General features: G+C 57.2%; 22 protein-coding genes and 3 pseudogenes. 6 read left to right on the top strand and 19 right to left on the bottom strand.

The genetic code is table 11. From position 1 onward, the window contains the following. The first annotated feature begins 222 nt into the window (after positions 1 to 222). Complete coding sequence (locus HWW83_RS07055) at positions 223 to 1,422, top strand: multidrug efflux MFS transporter (protein WP_046687015.1); 1,200 nt, start codon at positions 223 to 225, stop codon at positions 1,420 to 1,422. Positions 1,423 to 1,594: 172 nt separating this feature from the next. Here HWW83_RS07055 and HWW83_RS07050 read toward each other — a convergent pair whose 3' ends face one another. From HWW83_RS07050 to HWW83_RS07035, 4 genes are all read right to left on the bottom strand, one after another. Then, a complete protein-coding gene (locus HWW83_RS07050; protein WP_033643018.1) occupies positions 1,595 to 2,086 on the bottom strand; it encodes a nuclear transport factor 2 family protein in 492 nt (163 codons plus the stop codon). A gap of 9 nt (positions 2,087 to 2,095) precedes the next feature. Further along, on the bottom strand, positions 2,096 to 2,548 hold the full coding sequence (locus HWW83_RS07045) for a MoaF-related domain-containing protein (protein WP_176589158.1): 453 nt from the start codon (positions 2,546 to 2,548) through the stop codon (positions 2,096 to 2,098). Positions 2,549 to 2,859: 311 nt separating this feature from the next. Further along, the gene (locus tag HWW83_RS07040) at positions 2,860 to 3,294 is read right to left on the bottom strand and encodes a VOC family protein (RefSeq protein ID WP_046687014.1); all 435 of its coding nucleotides are present in this window, start codon (positions 3,292 to 3,294) and stop codon (positions 2,860 to 2,862) included. An 18-nt stretch (positions 3,295 to 3,312) separates the two neighbouring features. Continuing rightward, positions 3,313 to 4,182 carry a helix-turn-helix domain-containing protein gene (locus HWW83_RS07035; protein WP_033650446.1) on the bottom strand — a complete coding sequence of 290 codons (870 nt, stop codon included), beginning with the start codon at positions 4,180 to 4,182 and terminating at the stop codon, positions 3,313 to 3,315. 178 nt (positions 4,183 to 4,360) lie between these two features. Between HWW83_RS07035 and HWW83_RS07030 the strand changes: the two genes are divergently transcribed. Next, a complete protein-coding gene (locus HWW83_RS07030) occupies positions 4,361 to 5,278 on the top strand; it encodes a DMT family transporter (RefSeq protein ID WP_046687012.1) in 918 nt (305 codons plus the stop codon). Positions 5,279 to 5,332: 54 nt separating this feature from the next. Continuing rightward, positions 5,333 to 6,229, top strand: coding sequence for a PhzF family phenazine biosynthesis protein (locus tag HWW83_RS07025; RefSeq protein WP_176589157.1), 897 nt, complete (start codon positions 5,333 to 5,335; stop codon positions 6,227 to 6,229). A 119-nt stretch (positions 6,230 to 6,348) separates the two neighbouring features. Here the strand turns inward: HWW83_RS07025 and HWW83_RS07020 are convergent, their stop codons facing one another. The 12 genes and pseudogenes from HWW83_RS07020 to HWW83_RS06970 all read right to left on the bottom strand — a co-directional run bounded on the left by HWW83_RS07020 (position 6,349) and on the right by HWW83_RS06970 (position 16,711). Then, complete coding sequence (locus HWW83_RS07020) at positions 6,349 to 6,801, bottom strand: hypothetical protein (protein WP_139120347.1); 453 nt, start codon at positions 6,799 to 6,801, stop codon at positions 6,349 to 6,351. 28 nt (positions 6,802 to 6,829) lie between these two features. Beyond that, positions 6,830 to 7,162: a hypothetical protein gene (locus HWW83_RS07015; RefSeq protein WP_074446869.1), complete on the bottom strand. Its 333-nt coding sequence runs from the start codon at positions 7,160 to 7,162 to the stop codon at positions 6,830 to 6,832. Then, on the bottom strand, positions 7,149 to 7,487 hold the full coding sequence (locus HWW83_RS07010; protein ID WP_103101441.1) for a hypothetical protein: 339 nt from the start codon (positions 7,485 to 7,487) through the stop codon (positions 7,149 to 7,151). Before HWW83_RS07010 ends, HWW83_RS07015 begins: the two co-directional genes overlap by 14 nt. Before the next feature lie 52 nt (positions 7,488 to 7,539). Then, positions 7,540 to 7,974, bottom strand: coding sequence for a hypothetical protein (locus HWW83_RS07005; protein WP_074446870.1), 435 nt, complete (start codon positions 7,972 to 7,974; stop codon positions 7,540 to 7,542). Between the two features lie 41 nt (positions 7,975 to 8,015). Further along, positions 8,016 to 8,211: pseudogene (locus HWW83_RS25850) on the bottom strand (RHS repeat-associated core domain-containing protein); the annotation flags it as partial. A 63-nt stretch (positions 8,212 to 8,274) separates the two neighbouring features. Then, positions 8,275 to 8,751 (bottom strand): hypothetical protein, encoded by a 477-nt coding sequence (locus HWW83_RS07000; protein WP_176589156.1) that lies wholly within the window; start codon positions 8,749 to 8,751, stop codon positions 8,275 to 8,277. 394 nt (positions 8,752 to 9,145) lie between these two features. After that, a pseudogene (locus HWW83_RS06995) lies at positions 9,146 to 9,625 on the bottom strand (RHS repeat-associated core domain-containing protein); the annotation flags it as partial. 44 nt (positions 9,626 to 9,669) lie between these two features. Continuing rightward, positions 9,670 to 10,281 carry a hypothetical protein gene (locus HWW83_RS06990; protein WP_176589155.1) on the bottom strand — a complete coding sequence of 204 codons (612 nt, stop codon included), beginning with the start codon at positions 10,279 to 10,281 and terminating at the stop codon, positions 9,670 to 9,672. A 10-nt stretch (positions 10,282 to 10,291) separates the two neighbouring features. Next, positions 10,292 to 11,444 (bottom strand): annotated as a pseudogene (locus HWW83_RS25600) (RHS repeat-associated core domain-containing protein); the annotation flags it as partial. A gap of 148 nt (positions 11,445 to 11,592) precedes the next feature. Then, a complete protein-coding gene (locus HWW83_RS06980) occupies positions 11,593 to 11,946 on the bottom strand; it encodes a hypothetical protein (protein ID WP_016927808.1) in 354 nt (117 codons plus the stop codon). Between the two features lie 3 nt (positions 11,947 to 11,949). Then, a complete protein-coding gene (locus HWW83_RS06975) occupies positions 11,950 to 16,248 on the bottom strand; it encodes an RHS repeat-associated core domain-containing protein (protein WP_176589153.1) in 4,299 nt (1,432 codons plus the stop codon). Positions 16,249 to 16,279: 31 nt separating this feature from the next. Next, complete coding sequence (locus tag HWW83_RS06970) at positions 16,280 to 16,711, bottom strand: DcrB-related protein (RefSeq protein ID WP_033643010.1); 432 nt, start codon at positions 16,709 to 16,711, stop codon at positions 16,280 to 16,282. Positions 16,712 to 16,943: 232 nt separating this feature from the next. Here HWW83_RS06970 and HWW83_RS06965 point away from each other — a divergent pair, with 232 nt between their 5' ends. Continuing rightward, the gene (locus HWW83_RS06965) at positions 16,944 to 17,948 is read left to right on the top strand and encodes an alpha/beta fold hydrolase (protein WP_033650452.1); all 1,005 of its coding nucleotides are present in this window, start codon (positions 16,944 to 16,946) and stop codon (positions 17,946 to 17,948) included. Positions 17,949 to 18,017: 69 nt separating this feature from the next. Further along, a complete protein-coding gene (locus HWW83_RS06960) occupies positions 18,018 to 18,668 on the top strand; it encodes a dihydrofolate reductase family protein (RefSeq protein WP_042784450.1) in 651 nt (216 codons plus the stop codon). A gap of 41 nt (positions 18,669 to 18,709) precedes the next feature. Here HWW83_RS06960 and HWW83_RS06955 read toward each other — a convergent pair whose 3' ends face one another. Next, the gene (locus tag HWW83_RS06955; protein ID WP_176589152.1) at positions 18,710 to 20,326 is read right to left on the bottom strand and encodes a serralysin family metalloprotease; all 1,617 of its coding nucleotides are present in this window, start codon (positions 20,324 to 20,326) and stop codon (positions 18,710 to 18,712) included. A gap of 411 nt (positions 20,327 to 20,737) precedes the next feature. On the opposite strand from HWW83_RS06955, the gene HWW83_RS06950 reads away from it, so the two are divergent. Next, positions 20,738 to 21,091 carry a protease inhibitor Inh/omp19 family protein gene (locus HWW83_RS06950; RefSeq protein ID WP_033650455.1) on the top strand — a complete coding sequence of 118 codons (354 nt, stop codon included), beginning with the start codon at positions 20,738 to 20,740 and terminating at the stop codon, positions 21,089 to 21,091. Between the two features lie 4 nt (positions 21,092 to 21,095). On the opposite strand, the gene HWW83_RS06945 is transcribed toward HWW83_RS06950, so the two are convergent. Then, positions 21,096 to 21,617: a chromate transporter gene (locus HWW83_RS06945; protein ID WP_176589151.1), complete on the bottom strand. Its 522-nt coding sequence runs from the start codon at positions 21,615 to 21,617 to the stop codon at positions 21,096 to 21,098. Next, positions 21,614 to 22,180: a chromate transporter gene (locus HWW83_RS06940; protein WP_042785697.1), complete on the bottom strand. Its 567-nt coding sequence runs from the start codon at positions 22,178 to 22,180 to the stop codon at positions 21,614 to 21,616. Before HWW83_RS06940 ends, HWW83_RS06945 begins: the two co-directional genes overlap by 4 nt. Positions 22,181 to 22,188: the final 8 nt, after the last annotated feature.

Below are 22,188 nucleotides of genomic sequence, written 5' to 3'. Positions count from 1 at the left end.
CCGCCGACACGACGATATGGGTAGAAGATGGGGCCGCCGAGCGGCCAGGAGGAGTAGCTTAAAATAAATACCTATGATAATATAGCTATTAATTTATAGCAAAATGTAACGACACGGCTGGCTTTACGTCTGCTCACGCAATTCTTCCGCGCCAGCCCATTCGCAGTGTTATTATTAACGTGCTTAATATCCCCTCCAAATTCAACGTGGTACGACAAATCAATGGAAGCGTGGAAAATCAATCTAATCTCGGTCTGGCTCGGGTGTTTCTTCACCGGGCTGGCGATGAGCCAAATCCTCCCTTTTCTGCCGCTGTACGTCGAACAACTCGGCGTCAGCGATCATCAATCCCTCAGCCTGTGGTCCGGGCTGGTATTCAGCGGCACCTTTTTGGTCTCTGCGGTGGTGTCGCCGCTGTGGGGCAGCCTGGCCGACCGTAAAGGCCGTAAGCTGATGCTGCTGCGCGCTTCGCTGGGCATGGCGATCGTCATCGCGCTGCAGGGGCTGGCCACCAACGTGTGGCAGCTGTTCGCGCTGCGCGCCCTGATGGGGCTGACGTCCGGCTATATTCCCAACGCCATGGCGCTGGTCGCCTCGCAGGCGCCGCGCGATAAAAGCGGCTGGGCGCTGGGCACGCTCTCGACCGGGCAGATCTCCGGCGTGATCGCCGGGCCGCTGCTGGGCGGGCTGATGGCCGACCATCTGGGGTTGCGGGTGGTGTTTTTCGTCACTTCCGGACTGATGTTCGTCAGCTTCCTGGTGACGCTGTTCCTGATTAAAGAGCGGCGCATCACGGTGAAAAAAGCGGATCAGCTGAGCGGCAAGGCGGTATTCCGGTCGCTGCCCTATCCGGCGCTGATCGTCACCCTGTTCGTTTGCACCCTGATGATTCAGCTGGCCAACTCCTCCATCAGCCCGATCCTGACGCTGTTCATTCGCGAACTGTCGGGCAACGTCAGCAATATCGCCTTCGTCAGCGGCATGATCGCCGCCGTGCCCGGCATCGCGGCGCTGATCTCCGCGCCGCGCCTCGGGCGGCTCGGCGATCGCATCGGCACCGCGCGCATTCTGATCGCCGCGCTGCTGTTCACCACCGGCCTGTTCGCCGTGATGGCCTGGGTGAATACGCCGCTGCAGCTGGGCATTCTGCGTTTTCTGCTGGGCTTCGCCGATGGCGCGCTGATGCCGGCGGTGCAGGCGCTGCTGCTGAAGTATTCCTCCGATCAGGTGACCGGGCGCATCTTCGGCTATAACCAGTCATTTATGTATCTGGGCAACGTGGTCGGCCCGCTGCTGGGTTCGGGCATTTCGGCGATGATGGGGTTCCGTTGGGTGTTCGCCGTGACGGCGGTATTGGTGCTGTTCAATGCGCTGCAGCTGCGCCATCAGTTCAAAAAAGTGCAGCCTAAACGCGCGGGATAGCGGGGAATGCGAGGGAAGCGCCTCAAGCAGTGGCGGGACAATGACGCCCATCAACCGTGCCGCCACTGCCAAAGGCGGCCGTAGCCTACTCGACGCGATGAACGTTTGGTATTTATGTAAGTAAATAAAGTGTTGCAGGCGCGTAGAGGGCCGCCGCAGCGGCCCTTTTGCATCAGAACATGGTGTTGTCGTTGGCCGATTTTTCCGGCACATCCTGATTGACGTCCCAATGCTCGGTGATTTTCCCCTGATCGTTCACCCGATAAATATCCACGCTGGCAGTGCCGCGATCCTGCGGGTTATTTTGATATTTGACGTGAACGTAGACCAGATCGCCGTTGACCGCGCTGCGGTATATTTTAGCGCTGTACTGCGGGTTGTCTTTGAAGGTCTGGCTGAAGAAATCGAGGAACGGCTTGATGCCGTCGCCGACGAACGGGTTATGCTGCTTGTAGTTTTCCACAATCAGCTTCCGCGCCACGCCGATGTCATGGCGGTTGAAGAAGCCCGCGTACAGATCTTCCACCACCTTCAGCTTTTGCTGAGCATGATGATAACCGCCCTTGCCGGCCGATTTGTAAGACGCCGCCTGATCCGTTGACAGCGCCGGGTAACTCGCCAGCAGGCCGCCGACGATCGCACAGGTGATCAATGCCTTTTTCATAACTGCTCCTTAGTTTCCTGAGTGACCTACAATTTTCAGCTGCCCTTTCAGATGGGTGAAGCTGCCGTCCTTGGCGGCGATGTTGGTGTACACCTCGCCGCGCTCGAAGTCCTCGATATGCGTCACGTTGTCACCGGACTGCGGCTCATGCCAGTAGACCATGTAGACCTTCGGCCGAATTTCCACCGCGGTGTACTGCACGGTATCGGTGATGCCCTGCGACGCCTCGCCGATGCCGGTGAAGGTCATGGTCTTGTCATCGGTAAAATCCAGCTTGAAGGCGAAATCGCCAAAGGTCACCTGCACCACTTTACCAACCGCAATAAACTGCCCGTGTTTTTCCGTCATCGTCGCCGCCTTACTGTTTGTCAGGCAGGTTTGCGCCGCCGTAGCGGCAGGCAATGCCAGGGGGAAAGTCAGGGCTATCGCCAGCGCGATACCCGTTCGCTTCACTGTTTTCATCGTTCCTTCTCCTTTCCGTGGTTGAAAACGAGAATCATTATTATTTCTTAACGGTTAGCGGAAATATAAGAATAATCTCTATTCCCATCAGGCACCTGACGACGCCAAAAGAGGGTGAAAAATCGCCGTGAAATGGCGTGGCAATAGCGCGTTCTGACCCTTGGTTTTTACGCAATGAACGGGATTACTGTTTTCAGGATGAGGGATAGCTCGGGGATTCGGTAGGTCTATAGCGCAGATAGCTTTAAGCTAATGCGAATTTGTTCTTAAGCCGCCCGCCGCAGGGAGAACGGCGGCGAACGGCGCGGCGTTTAACGCAGCCAGGGCGTATAGGTGACGCCAACCAGCAATCCTTCCGGGCTGAGCAACCGGGTAACGCTTTGCCCCCACGGCTCTTCACGGTTGGCGACCAGCAGCCGATAACCGCGATCGATTAGCCCTTGGGTGGCTATCGCCATGTCGGCCACGTCAAATTCGATCCACGCCTGCGGCGCCGCGAGATCCGCCGGCCAGCGCTCGTCGCCAAAGCAGGACTGCGCCGCCTGCGCCAGCGGCCACAGGGCGAAGTGTTTCACCCCGTCCAGCGCACCCTGCTCGGCCAGCAGATAGCTCTCGTTGCCCGGCATCGGCTTGAGCGGCAGCCCCAGCGCCTCGACATAAAACGCCTTGCTCGCGTCGCTCTCACGCGTGATGGGCCCGAATCCGGCGACAAACAACACGCCCAGGCCCGCAAATTGTTGTTCCATACTTACACTCCCATCCGGTTAGCGCCCCTGCCGCACCTGCAGCGGAGCAAATCCATAGGCCGCCTTGAAGCGGTTGCTGAAATGGCTGGCGGAGCTGAAGCCGCACGCCAGCGCGATCTCGGTTATCGGCTGTTGGCTATGCCGCAACAGCTGTTCCGCCCGTTGCAGCCGCGCGCGCATCACGAACTGATGCGGCGCCAGGCCGGTGGCGTGCTTGAACATGCGGGCGAAGTGGTACTCGCTCAATCCGGCCTGCGCCGCCAGATCGGCCAGCAGCAGCGGCCGATCGAGATGGCTTGCGATATATTCCCGCACCCGCCTGGCTACCGCGGGGGCCAGGCCGCCGCGCGCCTGCGGCAGCGTCCACTGCAGCTGGCTGTAGCGTTGGATCAGGTGCGACATCAGCAGGTTCGACGCGCTGCTGAGCGCCAGCAGATTGGCGCTGTCCCGCCAGTCGCAGTTAAGCAAAAACTGGCGATACAGCAGCGTAATTTGCGGATCTTCGCCAAAGCTGCGCGGCTCTACGTTGATCGCCGCCGGGCTGCGATCCCAGGTTTGCTCCGCCAGCCGGCGCAAATGCCCGTCGGTGCAATACAGATGCACGAACGACAGATCGCTGCGCACATCCCAGGTAGATGCATACTGGCGCGGCATGATGCAGAACCGATCCGGCCCGCCGCCGTTGCGCCAGCCGCCCGGCACCTGCTGGTAGCACTCATAGCCATCGGCGACGTACAGGCTCAGGGTATGGTGGTCGGCGCTCTCCTGCGTGACGCGATCGTTGCAGTTGGACCAGGCGGCCAGCTCCACGCCGGTGCCCAGCAGCACGCTGCCGTGCAACCGCGCTTTATGCTCACGCAGTGTTTCAAACGCCTGATAGTTGGACATCGCCGGCCCCGTTGTTCGACATGCCGACAGTGTAAAGAGTGGCGCCTCGGCATGCCAGCGGCCGCCCCGCGCTTTTGGCAAAAAAAGCGCAAGAATATGCAACTGGGCGCAAGGCGCTGCAAGCGCGGCCGCACGCCAAAGCGGATACTGCGCCATCGGCTTTTTCGGAGTGAATAGAATGAATGCGCTGTTGTACCTCGCCGTGGTGCTGATTTGGGGCACCACCTGGATTGCGATCACCCTGCAACAGGAAGGCCCGGTGGCCATTCCTGTCTCGATCGCTTACCGCTTCGCCATTTCCGCCGCGGTGATGTTCGTCGTCTTGGTGTTGCTGCGGCGTCTGCGCCGCATCGCCCCGCGCGATCATTTGTTCTGCGTGTTGCAGGGCTGCTGCGTGTTCGGTTTCAACTTCTTCTGCTTTTACCACGCGGCGGCTTATATCAGCAGCGGGCTGGAATCGGTGATCTTCTCGATGGCGGTGCTGTTCAATGCCCTCAACAGCCTGCTGTTTTTCCGCCAGCGCCCCAGCCCCAACCTGCTGCCGGCGGCGCTGCTGGGGTTGACCGGCATCGTGGCGCTGTTCTGGCAAGACCTGGCCGCCACCCGCATGGCGCCGGAGCTGCTCAAAGGCATCGGTCTGAGCGCGCTCGGCACCTACGGCTTCTCGCTGGGCAATATGATCAGCGCGCGTCATCAGCGCCGCGGGCTGGATATCTTTTCCACCAACACCTACGCCATGACCTACGGCGCGATGCTGATGGCGCTGATCGCCCTGGCGCAGGGCGCATCGTTCCAGATCGAATTCAGCAGCCGCTATATCGGCTCCCTGCTGTACCTGGCTGTCTTCGGATCGGTGATCGCCTTCGCCGCCTACTTCAGCCTGCTCGGCCGCATCGGCGCCGGCGCGGCGGCTTACAGCACCCTGCTGTTCCCGCTGGTGGCGCTGACCATCTCGACGATCTACGAAGGCTACCAGTGGCACTTCAACGCCGTGCTGGGGCTGTGCCTGATTCTGCTGGGCAACCTGGTGATGTTCGCCAAGCCGGGGCTGAGGTGGCGACGGGCAGGTATGCCAAAACAAAATTCAACCCTTTGAAGCCATTGGCGAATATCGTTATCATCAGGTTTTGCTGATAACGGATGATGGCCAATGCTCAGAAGCGATGATGTGACACCCCGCGCCTACAAACAGGTGGACGTTTTCACCGCCACGCCGCTGCTCGGCAATCCCGTGGCGGTGGTGCTGGAAGCCGAAGGGCTGAACGACGCGCAGATGCTGGCATTGGCCCGTTGGACCAACCTTTCGGAAACCACCTTTGTGCTTAAACCGACGCACCCGGCGGCGGATTATAAAGTGCGCATCTTCACTACCGAAAAAGAGCTGCCCTTCGCCGGCCACCCGACGCTGGGCACCGCACACGCCCTGCTGGAAGCCGGATTGGCGCCTAAACGCCCCGGAACGGTGATGCAGGAATGCGGCGTCGGCCTGGTGGCGATCAATATCCTGCCGGAAGGCGCATTGGCGTTCGCCGCGCCCGAAGTCAGTTTTCGCGCGATGGCGGTTGAGGAAACAGAACGGCTGATGGCCGCTTTACAGCCGGCGGTGATTGAAGCCGATACCCTGCCGGTGATTGCCGAGATGGGCATTCGCTGGCTGATGGTGCGCCTGCCGGACGCACCATCCTGCCTGGCGGTGACGCCGGATCAGGCCACGATTAAACGGCTGCAAACGGCTTGCGATGTGGATGGCGTGGTGATCTATGGCCCCTGCTCCGCAACCGAACCGGCCGATTACGAAATGCGCGCGTTTATGGTGGAATGCGGTGTTTTGATTGAAGATCCGGTGACCGGCAGCGCCAACGCCTGCCTGGCGCGCTTACTGAAGGCCAACCGCTTCCCCGACGGCGACCGAACCGCGCAGGGCTACCTGGTGCGCCAGGGCACCCAACTGAAGCGAGATGGCCGCGTGAGCGTGCGCTTTATTGACGGCGAGCCCTGGATCGGCGGGCAGTGCTGCACCCTGATTAACGGCACATTGGGTATTTAGTTTGGGGGGAGTGGTTTTATCTGCCTATTCGGCTTGCCCTAATGAGGCTCAGTAATTATCTCTCACTGTAAGTGAGTTCAGCTAGCGGAGGTTAATTTTAAAGAGTTTTTTTGTTGAAATTATTGCATTAATAATACCAACTGATTAGCTCCATCAAAGGATAAAATATTATCACAATTCAATTTAACGTCATTATTTTCAAAATCACAGCTAAATATGTAGTTCCAACCAGGAACACCCCAATATGCAGTATCAATGTTACTCAACCCAAAGCTAGTTTCACAGATCACACAAGGGTTAACCTTTCCATACCAAAACAATACATGTGAACACTTTTCAAATGTACTGCCTTTCAACCACTCATTCATTCTAACATATTGATTTTCATCGTCGTTATCCAGTATCTCCTGCGCACTTATCAATCTGTGATTTAATTTTGAAAAATCCAGATGCCCAGCTACCCAAGGTAGAGCGGATAATTTATCAAATAGTGCCATAGATAGAGAAAGGTTAATCGTAGCATAATGCTGGAAAACCCACTCATTAATTATATTGTCATCAATAAATTTCATAAAGTATTTTCTCAAATAGATTTAAACATTATTCGTCAACGGGTTTCTCCCAATAAATTATTTTCTCCATTTCCCTTTCTATATCATCCATATTATCCATCCCTAATTCATGACTAAACCTTTCAGAAATAACCCCTCTTACTTTTGATAAGCGGCCAGTAACATTATTTTTATCAATAAACTGCGTAGTTTCCTCACAATATGCATTTCTCACCTTCTGACTTACTTCCCCACTTGCATCGGTATAATAATGCCGTGCAATGTTCCGCAATGATATCAAAATAAACTCTATCTCAGATAATATATCTATTGCTTCATGGCCAGATAGAAATATTCTCTCATTCTCTTTATTTAGTTTCATTTGTAAAATCACCCATATTAAAAAACAGACTCTTCCATTGTTCAAGGCACTCCTCAAACTCATCTATACTCGAAACAATCATAGACTCTTCGGTGTACTCATTAAAAATCTCCACACCATTAGGTTTAATAGTTATAGTATGAGAGTTTCCCGTTCCCTCCCAAAATGGCAGATTTCCAGATCTTACAAGTTTACAAGCCTCAATAAACTCATTGACACCATAAAAACCTCTTTGGATATCATCCTTTATAAAGTCAGTTAGTATCCTATAGTCACTATTAGATTCTATAGACGGATAACCGTCATCACAGATAAAAAACCTCATGACAATCCTCCATGCTCTTTATTTCCTCATTCAATTCCTGCACACTCAGCAATCAAACTATCACCATTTCCTCAGGTTTTAGCACATTGACCTTCAGTCGGAATCCAGCACTTGAATCTATAGCAACCGTTGAATCATGTAATATGGTTGCAGAAACGAAGGGGTTGGAGTTTTCCGAGTAAACAACCCAAACTAGCTTTTCTTCGCGATCCAAATAAGCGATAAAACCTTCTGAACCATAGCTCCCTTCCCCTAAACATAAGTATCCACCACAACTCAAATTAATTTTTTTTATTACATCAATAGTAGTAACCTCATCTTTATTTTTTTCATAGAACTCAAAAAAATCGAAACATCCCGATTTAGATACTTTAGGCGTGGGGTAGGATATGATATCGATCAACTCAGCTCTACCATCTGAAAAATACAGAGCATTTTTAATCGGTAATTCACCAGCTTCCCACAGTTCAGTAATTACATTCTTCATTTTTATGGACACATCTTAAACGGAACAACTCACATCGACGTATTCAGCACATACGGATAAAGGTTCAACCCACCGCGCAGCCCTATCGGCTCCAGCGTGGTAAAACACCAACCTAGGAACAGGTTGTATGCAGGCCACTTTCGTCATCCTGATATTGCCCGACGTAGCGAGCGGTTGCTGATATTTCGCGCCCTGCCGCTTCGCCGTGCCGGCTATCGTCTGGCCCTGCAACTTGCCAGCTTAGCTCATCATTTCATAGAAATAAACTTTCATCTATGCCACTCACTTTCGTTTAAAGCCTCACCAACTTTTTTCATTTTTTATAGATATGTTATTGTTGGTTATATCAAAACAGATATAGAAACCCAGCGTAGATTGAAAATAAACACATTTGCCAGCCTCAATAACGTTAACAAAAGGATTAGATGTTGTTGAGTACATGGACCATTTTAATCTATTAGTTCCATCTGTACGTGCAATAAACCCTTCATTGCCCATTTCACCCTCACCACATAACAAGAAATCACCGTCAGGAAGTTGCACTTTGTTATTCACTTGAATCTCTGACCACACCTCGTCATACTGTTCAATCAATGCATTCAAGGTTGTCTCATTACCTAATAAGACTTTATACTCTTTATTAAAGGTGCCTTTGAATTTATAATTCATCTCGAATTCAATATCTATTTCCCTTACAACACCTACATCATTAATGATTACATCTAATCCGACCAGTTGATTGTTTTCCCACTTACTCTGCATTTCTTTAGCTATCATTTGCAACTCCCCATTTTTTTGTTCTTGCTAACAATTGTTGGCTTCTTAGGTGTTCCAGTTGCTGGTAACTGGACCCTAGGAACATCAGAATTCTTAGGTTTAGAGTTCAGTTTTTTATTGAGATTACTCCCATACGTACCTCCAGTTGCTGGTGGTGGTAACGGATCAGATAAATTGACCCTCTTAATTGGTACAGATTCTACATTAGCCATTTGCGCTGCATATAACCTGCGGTTGTCTAGAGAGACTAATTGCCCATCTACTTCGGCAACATTTAATGGTCCACTTCGATTCCAATCCCAATTATTATTAGACATATCAGTATATATCCAGTTACGTTATCAGATATATATGCTTGAGAATAATTTAACGACGAAGGATTAACCCATTCAATACTCAACCCCAGCGGATCCACCCACATCAGCGGGTTCGGCGCATACTGATAAAGGTTCAGCCCGCCTTCCAACCCTATCGGATCCTGCGTGGTGAAACGCCCCACCTCGGGTTCGTAGTAGCGGAACAGGTTGTAGTGCAGGCCGCTTTCGTCGTCCTGATATTGTCCGGCGTAGCGCAGCGGCTGCTGATATTGCGCACCCTGCCGCTTCGCCGCGCCGGCCACCGTCTGGCCCTGCAGCTTGCCGAAGGTGTCGTATTGCCCGGACCAGCACAGGTTGCCCGCCGCGTCGGTCACTTCCAGCGGCGCGCTGTTCAGATCGGTGTGATACCAGTAAATATCCGCCGAGCGGCTGTCGCCCGCCTGCTCCAGCGCCGCCAGCGGGCTCCACGGGCTGGCCGGATCGTAGATCCAGCTGCGGCGGCTGCCGTCGTCGCGCTGCTCCTGCAGCAACCGGTAGCCCTGCCACAGGAAGCATGTAAATAACTAAAGTCGCCCTGTCAATTAAGAATCAACTTAATATCCTAGCGAGGATATATAACAACCTTTCCCTTATTGTTATTAAAATAAATTTCACTAATTTTACCATCATCATAAACACATGATAAAATAACATATGGTAAAGGAGAGTAATTACTTACCGTCAATATACTATCGATTCTGCCATCTTTATAAAAGTAATGATAACCAGATAAATTGCCATCATCATTTGCAAAAAAAGCTTTAGATGGCTGCCCTTGAGAGTTTAAAAAAACTCTACTTATAGCTAAATAGTTGCCCTTTACATCCTGTCTTATTTCAAGAACCTCATCACCATCTCTAATGACATAAGATGTATCCGCCACAACTCCTTTTGAGTTATAGCTGCCGATTTTATTTACAAGGCCATCATTTGAAAAATAGCAATATGCATTACTTTTGTTCTTAGGCTCTTTACTCAATATTTCTCCGGTTTTAAAGCCGGTTAACTCATTGTAAAATGGAATAATACTAAAGGCATTAGTTTTAGACCAAGATACAACCTTTGATTCCGTATGGCTAATAGAAGATATTTTTTCAGCTAATAGCTCTTCATTCGAAAAAAGAGACTGCACTTCATCTAAATCAGCCCTTATACCATCAGCTACTTCTTTCATTTTATCACCATTATAAAGTAGGGATTCTACCATTTGCAAGAGGAAATACCTTACCTCCCTCAAGCTCACTTTTTATTTGCTTAAGAGAAGATAAGAACTCTTTATCCGTCTGACTGTTAATAAGTTTATCATAAACATATTGTTTATATGCATTGCCATGTATCCCATTGCCTTTGTGGGCAGTCGTTAAAGTACCTTCTATACGGTCAGCCCTAGTATTAGGAAGCCAAACTCCATTCTTTGAATTATTAATATCAATATCGAGATCATCCATTCGTTTTCTTAATGCAACCATTCGGGCATCAGAAGAGTTGGACATTATAATATGGTGCGCATCATATTTCCCTCCCCCCATAGGTTGTGGCCCCAGATTTCGGGCAAGCTTAGCTGCATCAGTCGAGCAACTCATCAACCCCAACGGATCCACCCACATCAGCGGGTTCGGCGCATACTGATAAAGGTTCAGCCCGCCGCGCAACCCTATCGGATCCTGCGTGGTGAAACGCCCCACCTCGGGTTCGTAGTAACGGAACAGGTTGTAGTGCAGGCCGCTTTCGTCATCCTGGTATTGCCCGGCGTAGCGCAGCGGCTGCTGATATTGCGCGCCCTGCCGCTTTGCCGCGCCGGCCACCGTCTGGCCCTGCAGCTTGCCGAAGGTGTCGTATTGCCCGGACCAGCACAGGTTGCCCGCCGCGTCGGTCACTTCCAGCGGCGCGCTGTTCAGATCGGTGTGATACCAGTAAATATCCGCCGAGCGGCTGTCGCCCGCCTGCTCCAGCGCCGCCAGCGGGCTCCACGGGCTGGCCGGATCGTAGCTCCAGCTGCGGCGGCTGCCCTCGTCGCGCTGCTCCTGCAGCAACCGGTAGCCCTGCCACAGGAAACGGGTCGTCTGTTCGGTTTTGCCCTTGTAGCGCACCGCCTTGCGGCTGCGGCGGCCCAGCGCGTCGTAATGATACTGCGCCTCGAATTCGCCCTGCGGGCCGCGACCGTGCGCCTGCACCAGCCGGTTGTCGGCGTCGTAGCGGTAGTGCTGTTCATACAGGCCGTTGCGCCGGCTGATCAGGTTGCCCTGCGCTCGCCCAGCAGGTTATCCGCCAGATCGTACACCAGCCGCGCGCCCGCTTTGCCTGATTGGGTTCGCGGTGTTGCAGCAGGCGGCCTTTGATGCAACTAACAATCTAATGTTTTTACTCTTCCTTTTTTATTTTTAAAGAACCTAATATCTCCTTTTCAAGCTTTGATCTTATATCTCATATTTAATGCTGCACACTAAAGAGCCCCAAAGAAAGGATCCTTTCGACAGCTTGTCGGTCACTCTTCTTCGATGCACTCATCACTTATGATCGATAATCCATCAAGTTGATTAAACGCATTCTTCAAGAATTTGTACCTGCTGAGTTTTTCTGGATTCTTCCCATTAGTGAAAGACACCTTAATTATCGTGCTAAACTCTTTGTTATCTTCCTCTAACCACTCATTAGAGTGAGGAATATAATTATCAGTAATGGTTAACTTGTCCGCATAAAGGCCAGTATATGCAAAGTAAACACCAAAATAGGAACTATCATACTCCGAGCAAGTTATATCCCATTTATCGTCCAGTAATTTGCTCGCTTCTTTTTTTGATATAACACTGCCATATTTTAAAAAATATAATTTTTTCATAATTTATCCACCACATTTACCAGGTATTCTAGTTCCCTTTCCTTTAGCCTTAACTTCAGCAGCAGACTCAAAGACCATTGCGTTCACAGGTCTACCTCCTGACATTTTGGATAATTTTTGCAATGTATCATCAATACCTAATTTCTTAGCCATTTCACTACCCATATCAATTGGTCCAGTGCGCCCTCCTTTTCCTATTCCCAACTGCTCTGCTTTTTGATATAGCTCAGGATGTGAAATAGCAACGTCAAAATCACTAACACGGCCAACATCAAATGGTTGACCTGTAGAGAAACTTACCCCCGATACGGAGCTTCCTTGCATATATGAAACTGTGCCGGGATATCCTAATTTACTCATTCCTGCCTGTAATGCTTCACCGAACTGTTTAAATTGGCCGAAACTATTAAAGCCATGTGGAACTCCTTCTACAGATAACCCCAGCGGATCCACCCACATCAGCGGGTTCGGCGCATACTGATAAAGGTTCAGCCCGCCGCGCAACCCTATCGGATCCTGCGTGGTGAAACGCCCCACCTCGGGTTCGTAGTAACGGAACAGGTTGTAGTGCAGGCCGCTTTCGTCGTCCTGATATTGCCCGGCGTAACGCAGCGGCTGCTGATATTGCGCGCCCTGCCGCTTCGCCGCGCCGGCCACCGTCTGGCCCTGCAGCTTGCCGAAGGTGTCGTATTGCCCGGACCAGCACAGGTTGCCCGCCGCGTCGGTCACTTCCAGCGGCGCGCTGTTCAGATCGGTGTGATACCAGTAAATATCCGCCGAGCGGCTGTCGCCCGCCTGCTCCAGCGCCGCCAGCGGGCTCCACGGGCTGGCCGGATCGTAGCTCCAGCTGCGGCGGCTGCCGTCGTCGCGCTGCTCCTGCAGCAACCGGTAACCCTGCCACAGGAAACGGGTCGTCTGTTCGGTTTTGCCCTTGTAGCGCACCGCTTTGCGACTGCGGCGACCCAGCGCGTCGTAATGATACTGTGCTTCGAACTCGCCCTGCGGGCCGCGGCCGTGCGCCTGCACCAGCCGATTGTCGGCGTCGTAGCGGTAGTGCTGTTCGTACAGGCCGTTGCGCCGGCTGATCAGGTTGCCCCAGGCGTCGTAACGGTAAAACAGTTTTTGCCAGTGCGTCAGGCGGTTGTCGGCGATCGGCGCCAGCGGCAGATGCGCGTCGATGTCGCTCTGCGGGCTGCGTTCGCCCAGCAGGTTATCCGCCAGATCGTACACCAGCCGCGCGCCCGGTTTGCCCTGATTGGGCTCGCGGTGTTGCAGCAGGCGGCCTTCGGCGTCGTAACCGTAGTGCACTTCGCCGCGCAGCGCGTCGCTCACCCCGGCCAGCTCGCCGCGGCCGGTGTAGCGATAAGCGCGCCACAGCACGCCGTCTTCCGGCCGGGTCAGTTTGTCGTGGCCAAAGGCGCTGCTCTGCCAGCTGCGGCGGCCCATGGCGTCGTAACGCCGCTGCTGCTGCAGCGCGCCCTGGCTGCGGCCGGTTTCCCGGTGCAGGCGATCGCGGGTGAACTCGCTCACCACCTGCTGGTTGAATTTGATGGCGCTGGCGTGGCCGGAACCGTAATACAGCCACTGCAGGCGATCGCCCTGGGGCAGCGTCAGCGCCTGCAGGTTGGCCAGCGCATCCCATTGGTATTGCAGTTCGCCATTCACGCCCTGCTCGCCGAGCAGCCGCCCGGCAGCGTCATAGCGCATCTGCACGCTGTCCGGCTCGATGCCCAGCGCCGCGCCGCTCGCCGTCGGCAGGCGGTTCAGCTCGCGCAGCCGCCCCATGGCGTCGAAACGGTAATGCCATTCCGCGCTGGCGTTGCCGCGCCAGACCAGTTGCCCGGCCTCGTCGAAGCGGAAGCGCTGTTCGCGCTGCGTCAGCTCGCCCGCGCTGCCCGGCAATCCGACCTCACGGTGCTCCTCCAGCAGCCCGGCCGCGCCGTAGCGATAATAATGGCGGGTGTCGTCCGGGCGCTCTTCGGTCAGCACGCGGCCCACCGCATCGTAGCTGAAGCGGTAGTCGCCGCCGTTGCCGTTCTCCAGCCGCGTCAGCCAGCCCTGCGGGCTGTAGTGATAGCGCCGGGTGCGATTGATGCGATCGGTGATGCTGACCGGTAGCCCCAGGGCGTTGTACTGCCAGCGGGTCAGGCTGCCCAGCGCGTCCTGATGTTCGGCCAGCTGGCCGTGCGCGTTCCAGTTAAAGCGCTCTTCGCCGCCGTCCGGGTGGATCAGGGTATGCAGGCGGCCGCCGTTATCCCACAGGTAGCGCGTCTGGTGGCCTTCGGCATCGGTCTGCGCCGTCAGTTGCCCCAGCGCATCGTAGGTATAAGCCGTGACGCTGCCGGAACAGTCGGTGTAGCGCGTCAGCTGGCCACGGGCGTCCCACTCCAGCTTCACTTCCCCGCCCAGCGCGTCGATCACGCTGGCCGGCAGGCTCTCTTCGTCATCCGGATAGCGGTACAGCGTGGCATTGCCCAGCGCATCGACATAGCGCGTCGGGCGCCCCAGCGTGTCCCAGTGCTGCGCTTCGCTGCTGCCGTCCGGGTATGCGACGGCGAACAGCCGGCCGCTGTTGCGCGAATATTGATAGCGCGTCACGCGGCCGAGCGGATCGGTCTCCGACAGCAGGCGGCCGTAAGGATCCCATTCGCTCCGGCGCTGCGCGCCGCCGGGCAGCAGCACGCTGCACAGTTCGCCGCGTTGGTAGATAAAGCCGTAGCGGCGCTGGTCGAAATCGGTGTACTGCGCCACGTTGTCGTCGTCATCCAGCCGCCACTCCGCCCGTTTGCCGTCGCCGCGCACCGCGCTGCGGCGCCCGCCGGCGAAGTCATAGCCGAACTCAAGGGATTCTCCGGCGCTGTTGCGATAGGCCGTCACGCGCGGCACGCCGTCGATCTCTTGCCATTGGTATTCGTTCAGCAGTCCGGCGGCGTCCTGGTGGCTGATCATCAGGCCGTCGCGCCAGCCAAAGCGGCGCGTCACCTCACCGGCGCGGTTGCTCACCGTCGTCAGTTGGCCCTGCTCATCGTAACCGTAGCGCGCCAGCGTCCGTTCGCCTTCGGCGGTTTGCAGCGCCACTTCGCACAGGCGGCCCTGCGCATAGCGGCACATCAGGCGCTGCCCGGCGCTGTCCACCAGTTCATTCAGCAGCCCCTCGTCGTCGTAGAACAGCGAGGTGGCGTTGCCGATGGCGTCGGTGATCATGCTGAGCCGGCTCGGCCGATCGCCCGCCAGCGGCGGATAGTGGAAAATCTGTTCGCCGACGTCAAACAGCTGCCAGCTGCCGTCGTCGTTGTGCATCAGCCAGCATTTTTCGGCTTCGCAATAGGTTTTGTGGCCGCGCGGCACCCTAGGGAAAGCGACGAAGTCGCCGGAAGGCGCGCGCCACACCAGGCCGTCCTGATACGGCTGCAGGCTGCTCTCCCAGAACAGGTTCCAGCCGCGGCCCAGCACGCCGTCGCCGGGGTTACCGCTGCGCCAATAGCGCTGCCAGGCGACCGGCAGGCGCGATGGCAGCACGAAATCGAGATCGTCTTCGCCGTCGAGGAATTTCTGGCCGCTGACGATATCCACCGGCCGGGCGATAATGCCGACCGCGGCGGTCGCGGTCATCAGGGTGCCGGCTCGGCAGGCGATGCGCGCCAGTTTGTTGATGCCGGGCAGTTTGCCCAGCAGTTTGCCGAGCGCCCCCAGCTTGCCGGCGGCGCCGCCCACGCCGCCCACCAGGCCGGCGAACAGCAGCGTCAGATCGGAGACCTTATACAGCCAATCCGGCACTTCGGGCTTGATCGGCAAGGTGGTGACGGTGCCGCCGCCGATAAACACGTTGGGCGAACCTTCCATCACCTGCGCGTCGCAGTTGGTTTTGTCCCCCACGCGCGAGGCGGGCTGGCCGTTGATGCTGACCTTGTCGGAGCCCTGCGCCATCTGCATGCTCGGGCCGTCGTCGCTGCAGGCCACCTGGCTGTTGGTGGCGAGCGCGGCGGGTTTGCCGTTGATGAAGACGTTGGGGGAGCCGGTGACGATATTGCCTTTGGGGGTCAGGCTACCGGCACCGGCGTCGGCAATGCCGTCGCGCGCCGCGGTGGCCGCCTCCCCGGTGAGATACCCCACCGCCAGGCTGGCGCCGATGAGCAGCACGCCGACGCCGATACAGGAAGCCGCCAGGCCGGCGACGAACAGCGCACCCGCCGCCAATGCGCCTGCGGCGGCGATCAGGCCGCCGACAAGGGTGCCGGCAATCATGCCGGCCAGGGCATGGGAATGCCCGATGGTATCGCCGACGCGGGCCGCTTCGGTCATCGTAAGTTCCTTTTACGCAAAAAGTTCATCGTTAGGCCGCCCGGTAGCTGTTCAGCACCTGCTGCAGCAGCGCGTCGTCTTGCGGCGTCAGCTTGCGCGCCATCGCCAGGGTGAACACCAGCACCCGGCCTTCCGCCAGCGCGAACACCGCCTGGTTCTGCCAGATGCGTTTGCCGTCGCGCAGGTAGCTGGCGCGCACCCACTCACCGGCGGCCAGCCCATCGCCCAGCGACGCCGGCTCGCGGCTTTTGAACGCCCAACCTTTCAGCCCCTGCGCCAGCGCATCAAGCTGGCGAGTGACGTAGCTTTCCAGGTTCTCCGCCGGCTGCAGCGCATCGCGGGAAATATTGACTGAGGGGGAAACATCATCGCCGGCCAACAGCACGTTGACGGTGCGATCGGCATAGCCTTCCGGCAAAGCGACGCTGCCTTCGCTGAAAGCGCAGCGGGATAAAGCGGACATGCGAGGATCCTTTTGCATAAATAATGCTTAAGCATCGCATAACTTAGCCTTGAAATAAAACCATCAGATACTGCGAATGTTGCACGGCGTGACCCCGTTCACTGTGAAAAAGACCGTTGTCGGAATCTTGCCGGGAATCAAACCGTAATATTACAGAATTATCTGAAACCACTGGCGCGCCAGCGCGCCGATTGTGGCTATACTCGGCTATCGCCCTTTTCAGGAGATCAGGATGCTGAGATTAACCCGCCGCGCGCTGTTGTGCGCCACGTTGGCCGCGTTCACCGCCGGCGCCGCCGAAACGCCGAAATTCGGCCCGGAGCTGCAGGGCTTTCACTACCCCTACCCGTTGCAACAATTCAGCTTCACCTCGCAGGGGCAGCCGTTAAAAATGGGCTATATGGACGTGCCGCCGGAAGGCGCCGCCAACGGCCGCACCGCGCTGCTGCTGCACGGTAAAAACTTCTGCGCCGCCACCTGGCAGGACACCATCAAGGCGCTGAGCAAGGCCGGTTACCGCGTCATCGCGCCCGATCAAATCGGTTTTTGCTCCTCCACCAAGCCGGCGCATTACCAGTACAGCTTCCAACAGCTGGCGCAAAATACCCACGGCCTGCTGCAGAATCTGAACATCAGCAAGGCCATCGTCATCGGCCACTCCACCGGCGGCATGCTGGCCACGCGCTACAGCCTGATGTATCCGCAGGCGGTGGAACGGCTGGTGATGGTCAACCCGATCGGCCTTGAGGACTGGAAGGCGAAAGGCGTGCCGTGGCGCAGCGTCGATCGGTGGTTCGAGCGCGAGCTGAACACCACCGCCGAGGGCATCCGCAACTATGAGCAGCGCACCTACTACGGCGGCCGCTGGAAGCCGGAGTACGATCGCTGGGTGGATATGCTGGCCGGGCTGAACAACGGGCCGGGCCACCGCCTGGTGGCGTGGAACTCGGCGCTGATCTACGACATGATCTTCACCCAGCCGGTGTATTACGAGTTCAAGGATCTGCAAACGCCCACCACGCTGATGATCGGCACCGCCGACACCACCGCCATCGGCAGCGATATCGCCCCGCCGGCGGTCAAGGCCAAGATCGGGCACTACGCGGTGCTGGGCAAGCAGGCGGCGAAACTGATCCCGCACGCCACGCTGATCGAATTCGCCGGGCTGGGCCATGCGCCGCAAATGGAGGAGCCGGCGCGCTTCCATCAGGCGTTGCTCAAGGCGCTGCAACCCTGAGCGGCCGGTTGGCGCAGCCGGCGCGCGGCGGCTAAACTTTCAGCTGGCACTCAATTGCAGGAGACAGCCATGCGACAGATTATTGCCAGCGCGTTCGTCAGCCTCGACGGCGTTATGCAGGCGCCCGGCGGGCAGGACGAAGACCGCAGCGGCGGCTTTCGCTTCGGCGGCTGGACCGCCCCCTATTGGGATGACGCCGTCGCGGAAACGATGGGCGAACTTTTCTCTGCGCCTTTCGATCTGCTGCTCGGGCGGCGCACCTACGATATCTTCGCCGGCTACTGGCCGCATATCACCGACGAGGCCGACCCGTTTTCCGCCGATATCGCCCGCACGTTCAATCAGGCGGCCAAGTACGTCGCCACCCACCACGGCGAGACGCTGACGTGGGAGAACAGCCAGTGGCTGGGGCAAGACATCCTCGCCCGGCTGCGCGAGCTGAAGCGCACCCAGGGGCCGGTGCTGCTGGTGCAGGGCAGCAGCACGCTGATGCAACAGCTGCTGGCCAACGATCTGGTGGATGAACTGCGCTTGCTCACCTACCCGGTGCTGCTCGGCGGCGGCAAGCGGCTGTTCGATGACAACGCGGCGCCGGCGGCCTTCACGCTGACCCACTCGGTGGTCTCGCCCGGCGGCGTCATTGTGGCTCACTACCGCCGCGCCGGCGCGGTGAAAACCGGCTCTTTCGTGGCGGAAAGCGCCGCGGCGGCCCAGTCGTAAAAAAAGGGCCGGTCGGCCCTTTTCTCTTTCCCTTCCTCACCTCAGGCAAACAAAATATCGCTCTGCTCCACCTGCCCGACCACGTGGATCTTGAAGTCGGCGGCATAGCTGTTGCTCTGGGTGTTCATCAACAGATCGGTGGTGCCGTTGAAGGCGTCGAAGTTGAGCTGGATCTCGCCTTTCTGGCCGCTGAAGGCGCTGCCGCTGTCGATAAAGCGCAGCTCGCTCAGGCTATTGTTGAAGCGCAGGCCGGAGAGATCGATCTTGTCGATGCCGTGCTCGAAGTCTTCAATCACGTCGAACGCCGCCACCGTCGACTCTTTGGCGTTGAGATAGACGAAATAGTCGGTGAAGTTGTTGGCGTCTTTGCCGCCCCACAGATGGTCCGCCCCCCGCCCGCCGTACAGGATGTCGGAACCGGCGTTGCCCGCCAGCAGGTTGTCCTGATCGTTGCCGATGAGCAGATCGCGCCCGCTGCCGCCGATGGCGTTCTCGATGATCGCCCCGCGCGCGATGGCGACGTTCTGCGTGCCGCCGCCGACGCTGGAGAACGCGCCGTCGTTCAGGTTGATCATCTGCTGCTGGCTGTAGCCGGAGAAGTCCAGCGTGTCGTTGCCGCCGGCGTCCCACACCGCGAAGTTGACCGGTTTGCCGTTGTCCGCCGTGGCGGTCAGGAAATCACGGCCGCTGTTGGAGTTGAAGCCGTACACCGTGTCGCCGGTGCGGGTGTTCATGTTGGCGCCGTACAGCTTCTGGATCGCGGCGATGTCATCCACCATCGGCCCATAGCCATACACCCCTTTGGTGTCGGCGCCGGTGTAACCGGCGTTGAAATAGCTCATGATCGAGTATTGCAGCGAATCCTGATAATAAGCCGCGTCGTTCTGGTAACTCGGGTTGCCTAACGATGCGTCATAAGATCCCGGATGCGCCAGCCCCAGGGCATGCCCCAGTTCGTGGGTGAAGGTCTGGCTGCTGAAGTCGCCGCTAACCGGCGCCTTATGGGTGGCGAAATTTTTGTTGAACCACACCGTGCCCGCAAAGGCGTTATCGCTGCCCGATTTGGAACTCGGCGGGTAATAGGCGTAAGCATTGATGGCATTCGGGCCGCTGCCGGCTGCGGTGCTGCCGTCGGCGCGCTGGGTGAAGTAAGCGAAGGTGATATCCGCGCGGTGGTTGATATCGGTGGACGCCGCCTCGGTGAAGGTTACGTTCGCCACGTCGGCCCACGCCTGCATCGATTTCAGCGCCTGAGCCTGCGCCGCCTGGATCAACGGCTGCAGCCCCTTGTCGCCGTCACCGGTCTGGCCGATGCGGTTCAGCGCGCTTTGCGTCAGGAAGGAATAGGTCAGCGCGACCGGCTGGTGATACACCTGGTCGCCGTTGTGCGTCAGGCCCGGCCGCGTCAACTGATCGGCGGCGCGATCGAAGCTGAAGTTATCACGGATTTTACCCAAATTATTAATCGCCGCCCCGCCGCGCTGGTTACTGTACAGGTTAGCGTTGTCCAGCGTGAACAGCGCGCCGTAGCCCAATCCGTCATAGAGGCTGCCGGGCTGGTGATAGTAAAACTGATAGTTATGATCGTTGGGGGATGTGGCGGCCAGGCTGGTGAACTCATCATCATCTTGCAAAATGTCGTTGTGGCGACTGCTCATTGCATTCTCCTTTTACACACTAGGAATCCACTCGATTTGTAAGACTATTCATCAGTCGTTCTTATCTAAGCCGAGGCTTAGGATTGACCAGTATAGTGACTCACTCCGGCGACGCGAGCCCGCCCAGCCTGGCTTCACCGCGCCGGGCGTTAAGAAGGAGATAACCATAACAATTTGTATTCTCACTATATTAATGAGAAAAATAAGCGCAATAACAGGTTAATCACTCGTCTTTTCGCGCCTTTTAGCGACGGTTAGATCAGAATAATCGAGGATTAAAAAACCTAATCCTTGCCTCATCATCCCGCCGGGAACGTGCTAAGGTGTGAACGGACAGCCGAAAGGAGTGACCCGATGCCAACCCATTTCCTTATGCGCGCCTTGCGTCGCGCCAGCCTGACAGGAGTCGTTATGAGCGTATTGTGCAGCAGTGCCCTGGGCAGTTCACTGCCGTTGCTGGAACCCGCCGCGCTGAAGGGCGACTGGCAGCTCGCCGCCATCGGCGACGGTAAAGCCGTCTGCGAGGTGCAGCTGAGCGACGAAACGGTAGCCAACACCAACGCTTTCCGCTTCAGCGCCTCCGCCGAGTGCCTGCAGCCGCTGGCGCTGCACGCGCTGCCAGTCGCCTGGCGGCCGACGCCGGACGGCATGACGCTGACCGACGCTGAAGGGAGCATGGTGGCGTTTCTGGCCCTGACCGCGCCGAAGCGCTATGAGCTGATCGACCGCAACGGCCCTTCACGCTTTGTGCTGATCCCGCGCTAATCCTTCAGGCAAACAGCAGGCCGAGCAGCGCGCCGCCCGCCAGCACCCACAGCGGATTGAGGCGCTTGCTCATGCTCAATCCCGTCGCCAGCGCCACGATCGCCGCCAGCCGCCAATGGGGCGCGGAAGCCTCGGCGATCAAAAGGCCGCTGGCCACCACCAGCCCCACGGTCAGCGGCACCAGCCCGGCCTGCACGATGCGGCGCCACGGACGATCCTTAAAGCGCCGCCAGGCGCCCATCACCAATAGCGTAACGATGGAAGACGGCCCGAACTTGGCGATCGAAGAAACCAGCAGCCCCGCCCAGCCGGCCACGTGCCAACCGACCAGCGGCACGATCATCATGTTCGGCCCCGGCGCGGCCTGCGCCATGGCGAACAGCGCGCTGAACTCCTGGGCGCTCATCCACTGATGCACCTCTACCACCTGCCGCTGCATCTCCGGCAGAATGGTCATGCCACCGCCGAACGCCAATAAAGAGAGCTCGGTGAAGATCAGCGCCAACGCCATCAACACCCCGCTCATGACGGCCACCGCCACATCAGCAGAATGCTCAGCGGCGCCAGCACCAGCATGGTCGGCAACAGCGGCAGGCGCAGCCAGGCAATGGCGATCAGCGCCAGCGCGACGATCGCCAGCGCCGGCCATTTGCCGCGCAGCGGCAGCAGCATCTTGATCCCGGTCGAGAGCAGCAGCCCGGCGGCCGCGGCGGCCAGCCCGGCGAACACATGCTGCACATGGGGATCGTTTTGGAAGCGGGCGTACACCACGCCCAGCCCCACCACGATCGCCGTCGGCGCGCTGATGAGGCCCAGCAAGGCGCACAGCGCGCCGCGCAGCCCGCGAAATTCCATCCCCACCGCCACCGACAGGTTGATCACATTGCCGCCGGGCAAAAACTGGCACAGGCCGAGCAGCTCGGTGAACTGTTCCGCGTTCAGCCAGCGCCGGCGTTCCACCAACATGCTGCGCGCCATCGGCAGTACGCCGCCGAAGCCGATCAGCCCCAGCCACAGAAAGCCCAAAAACAGCGCCGCGTTGCCCGGCGCTGCCGCCGGGTGCGGTTTTAACGTATTGATATCTGACATGACATTGC

The sequence above is a fragment of the Serratia ureilytica genome (assembly GCF_013375155.1).
In the GTDB taxonomy this organism is placed as follows: domain Bacteria; phylum Pseudomonadota; class Gammaproteobacteria; order Enterobacterales; family Enterobacteriaceae; genus Serratia; species Serratia ureilytica.
The sequence above is the reverse complement of the archived record's forward strand: the minus strand, read 5'-3'. Positions and strand labels throughout refer to the sequence as shown.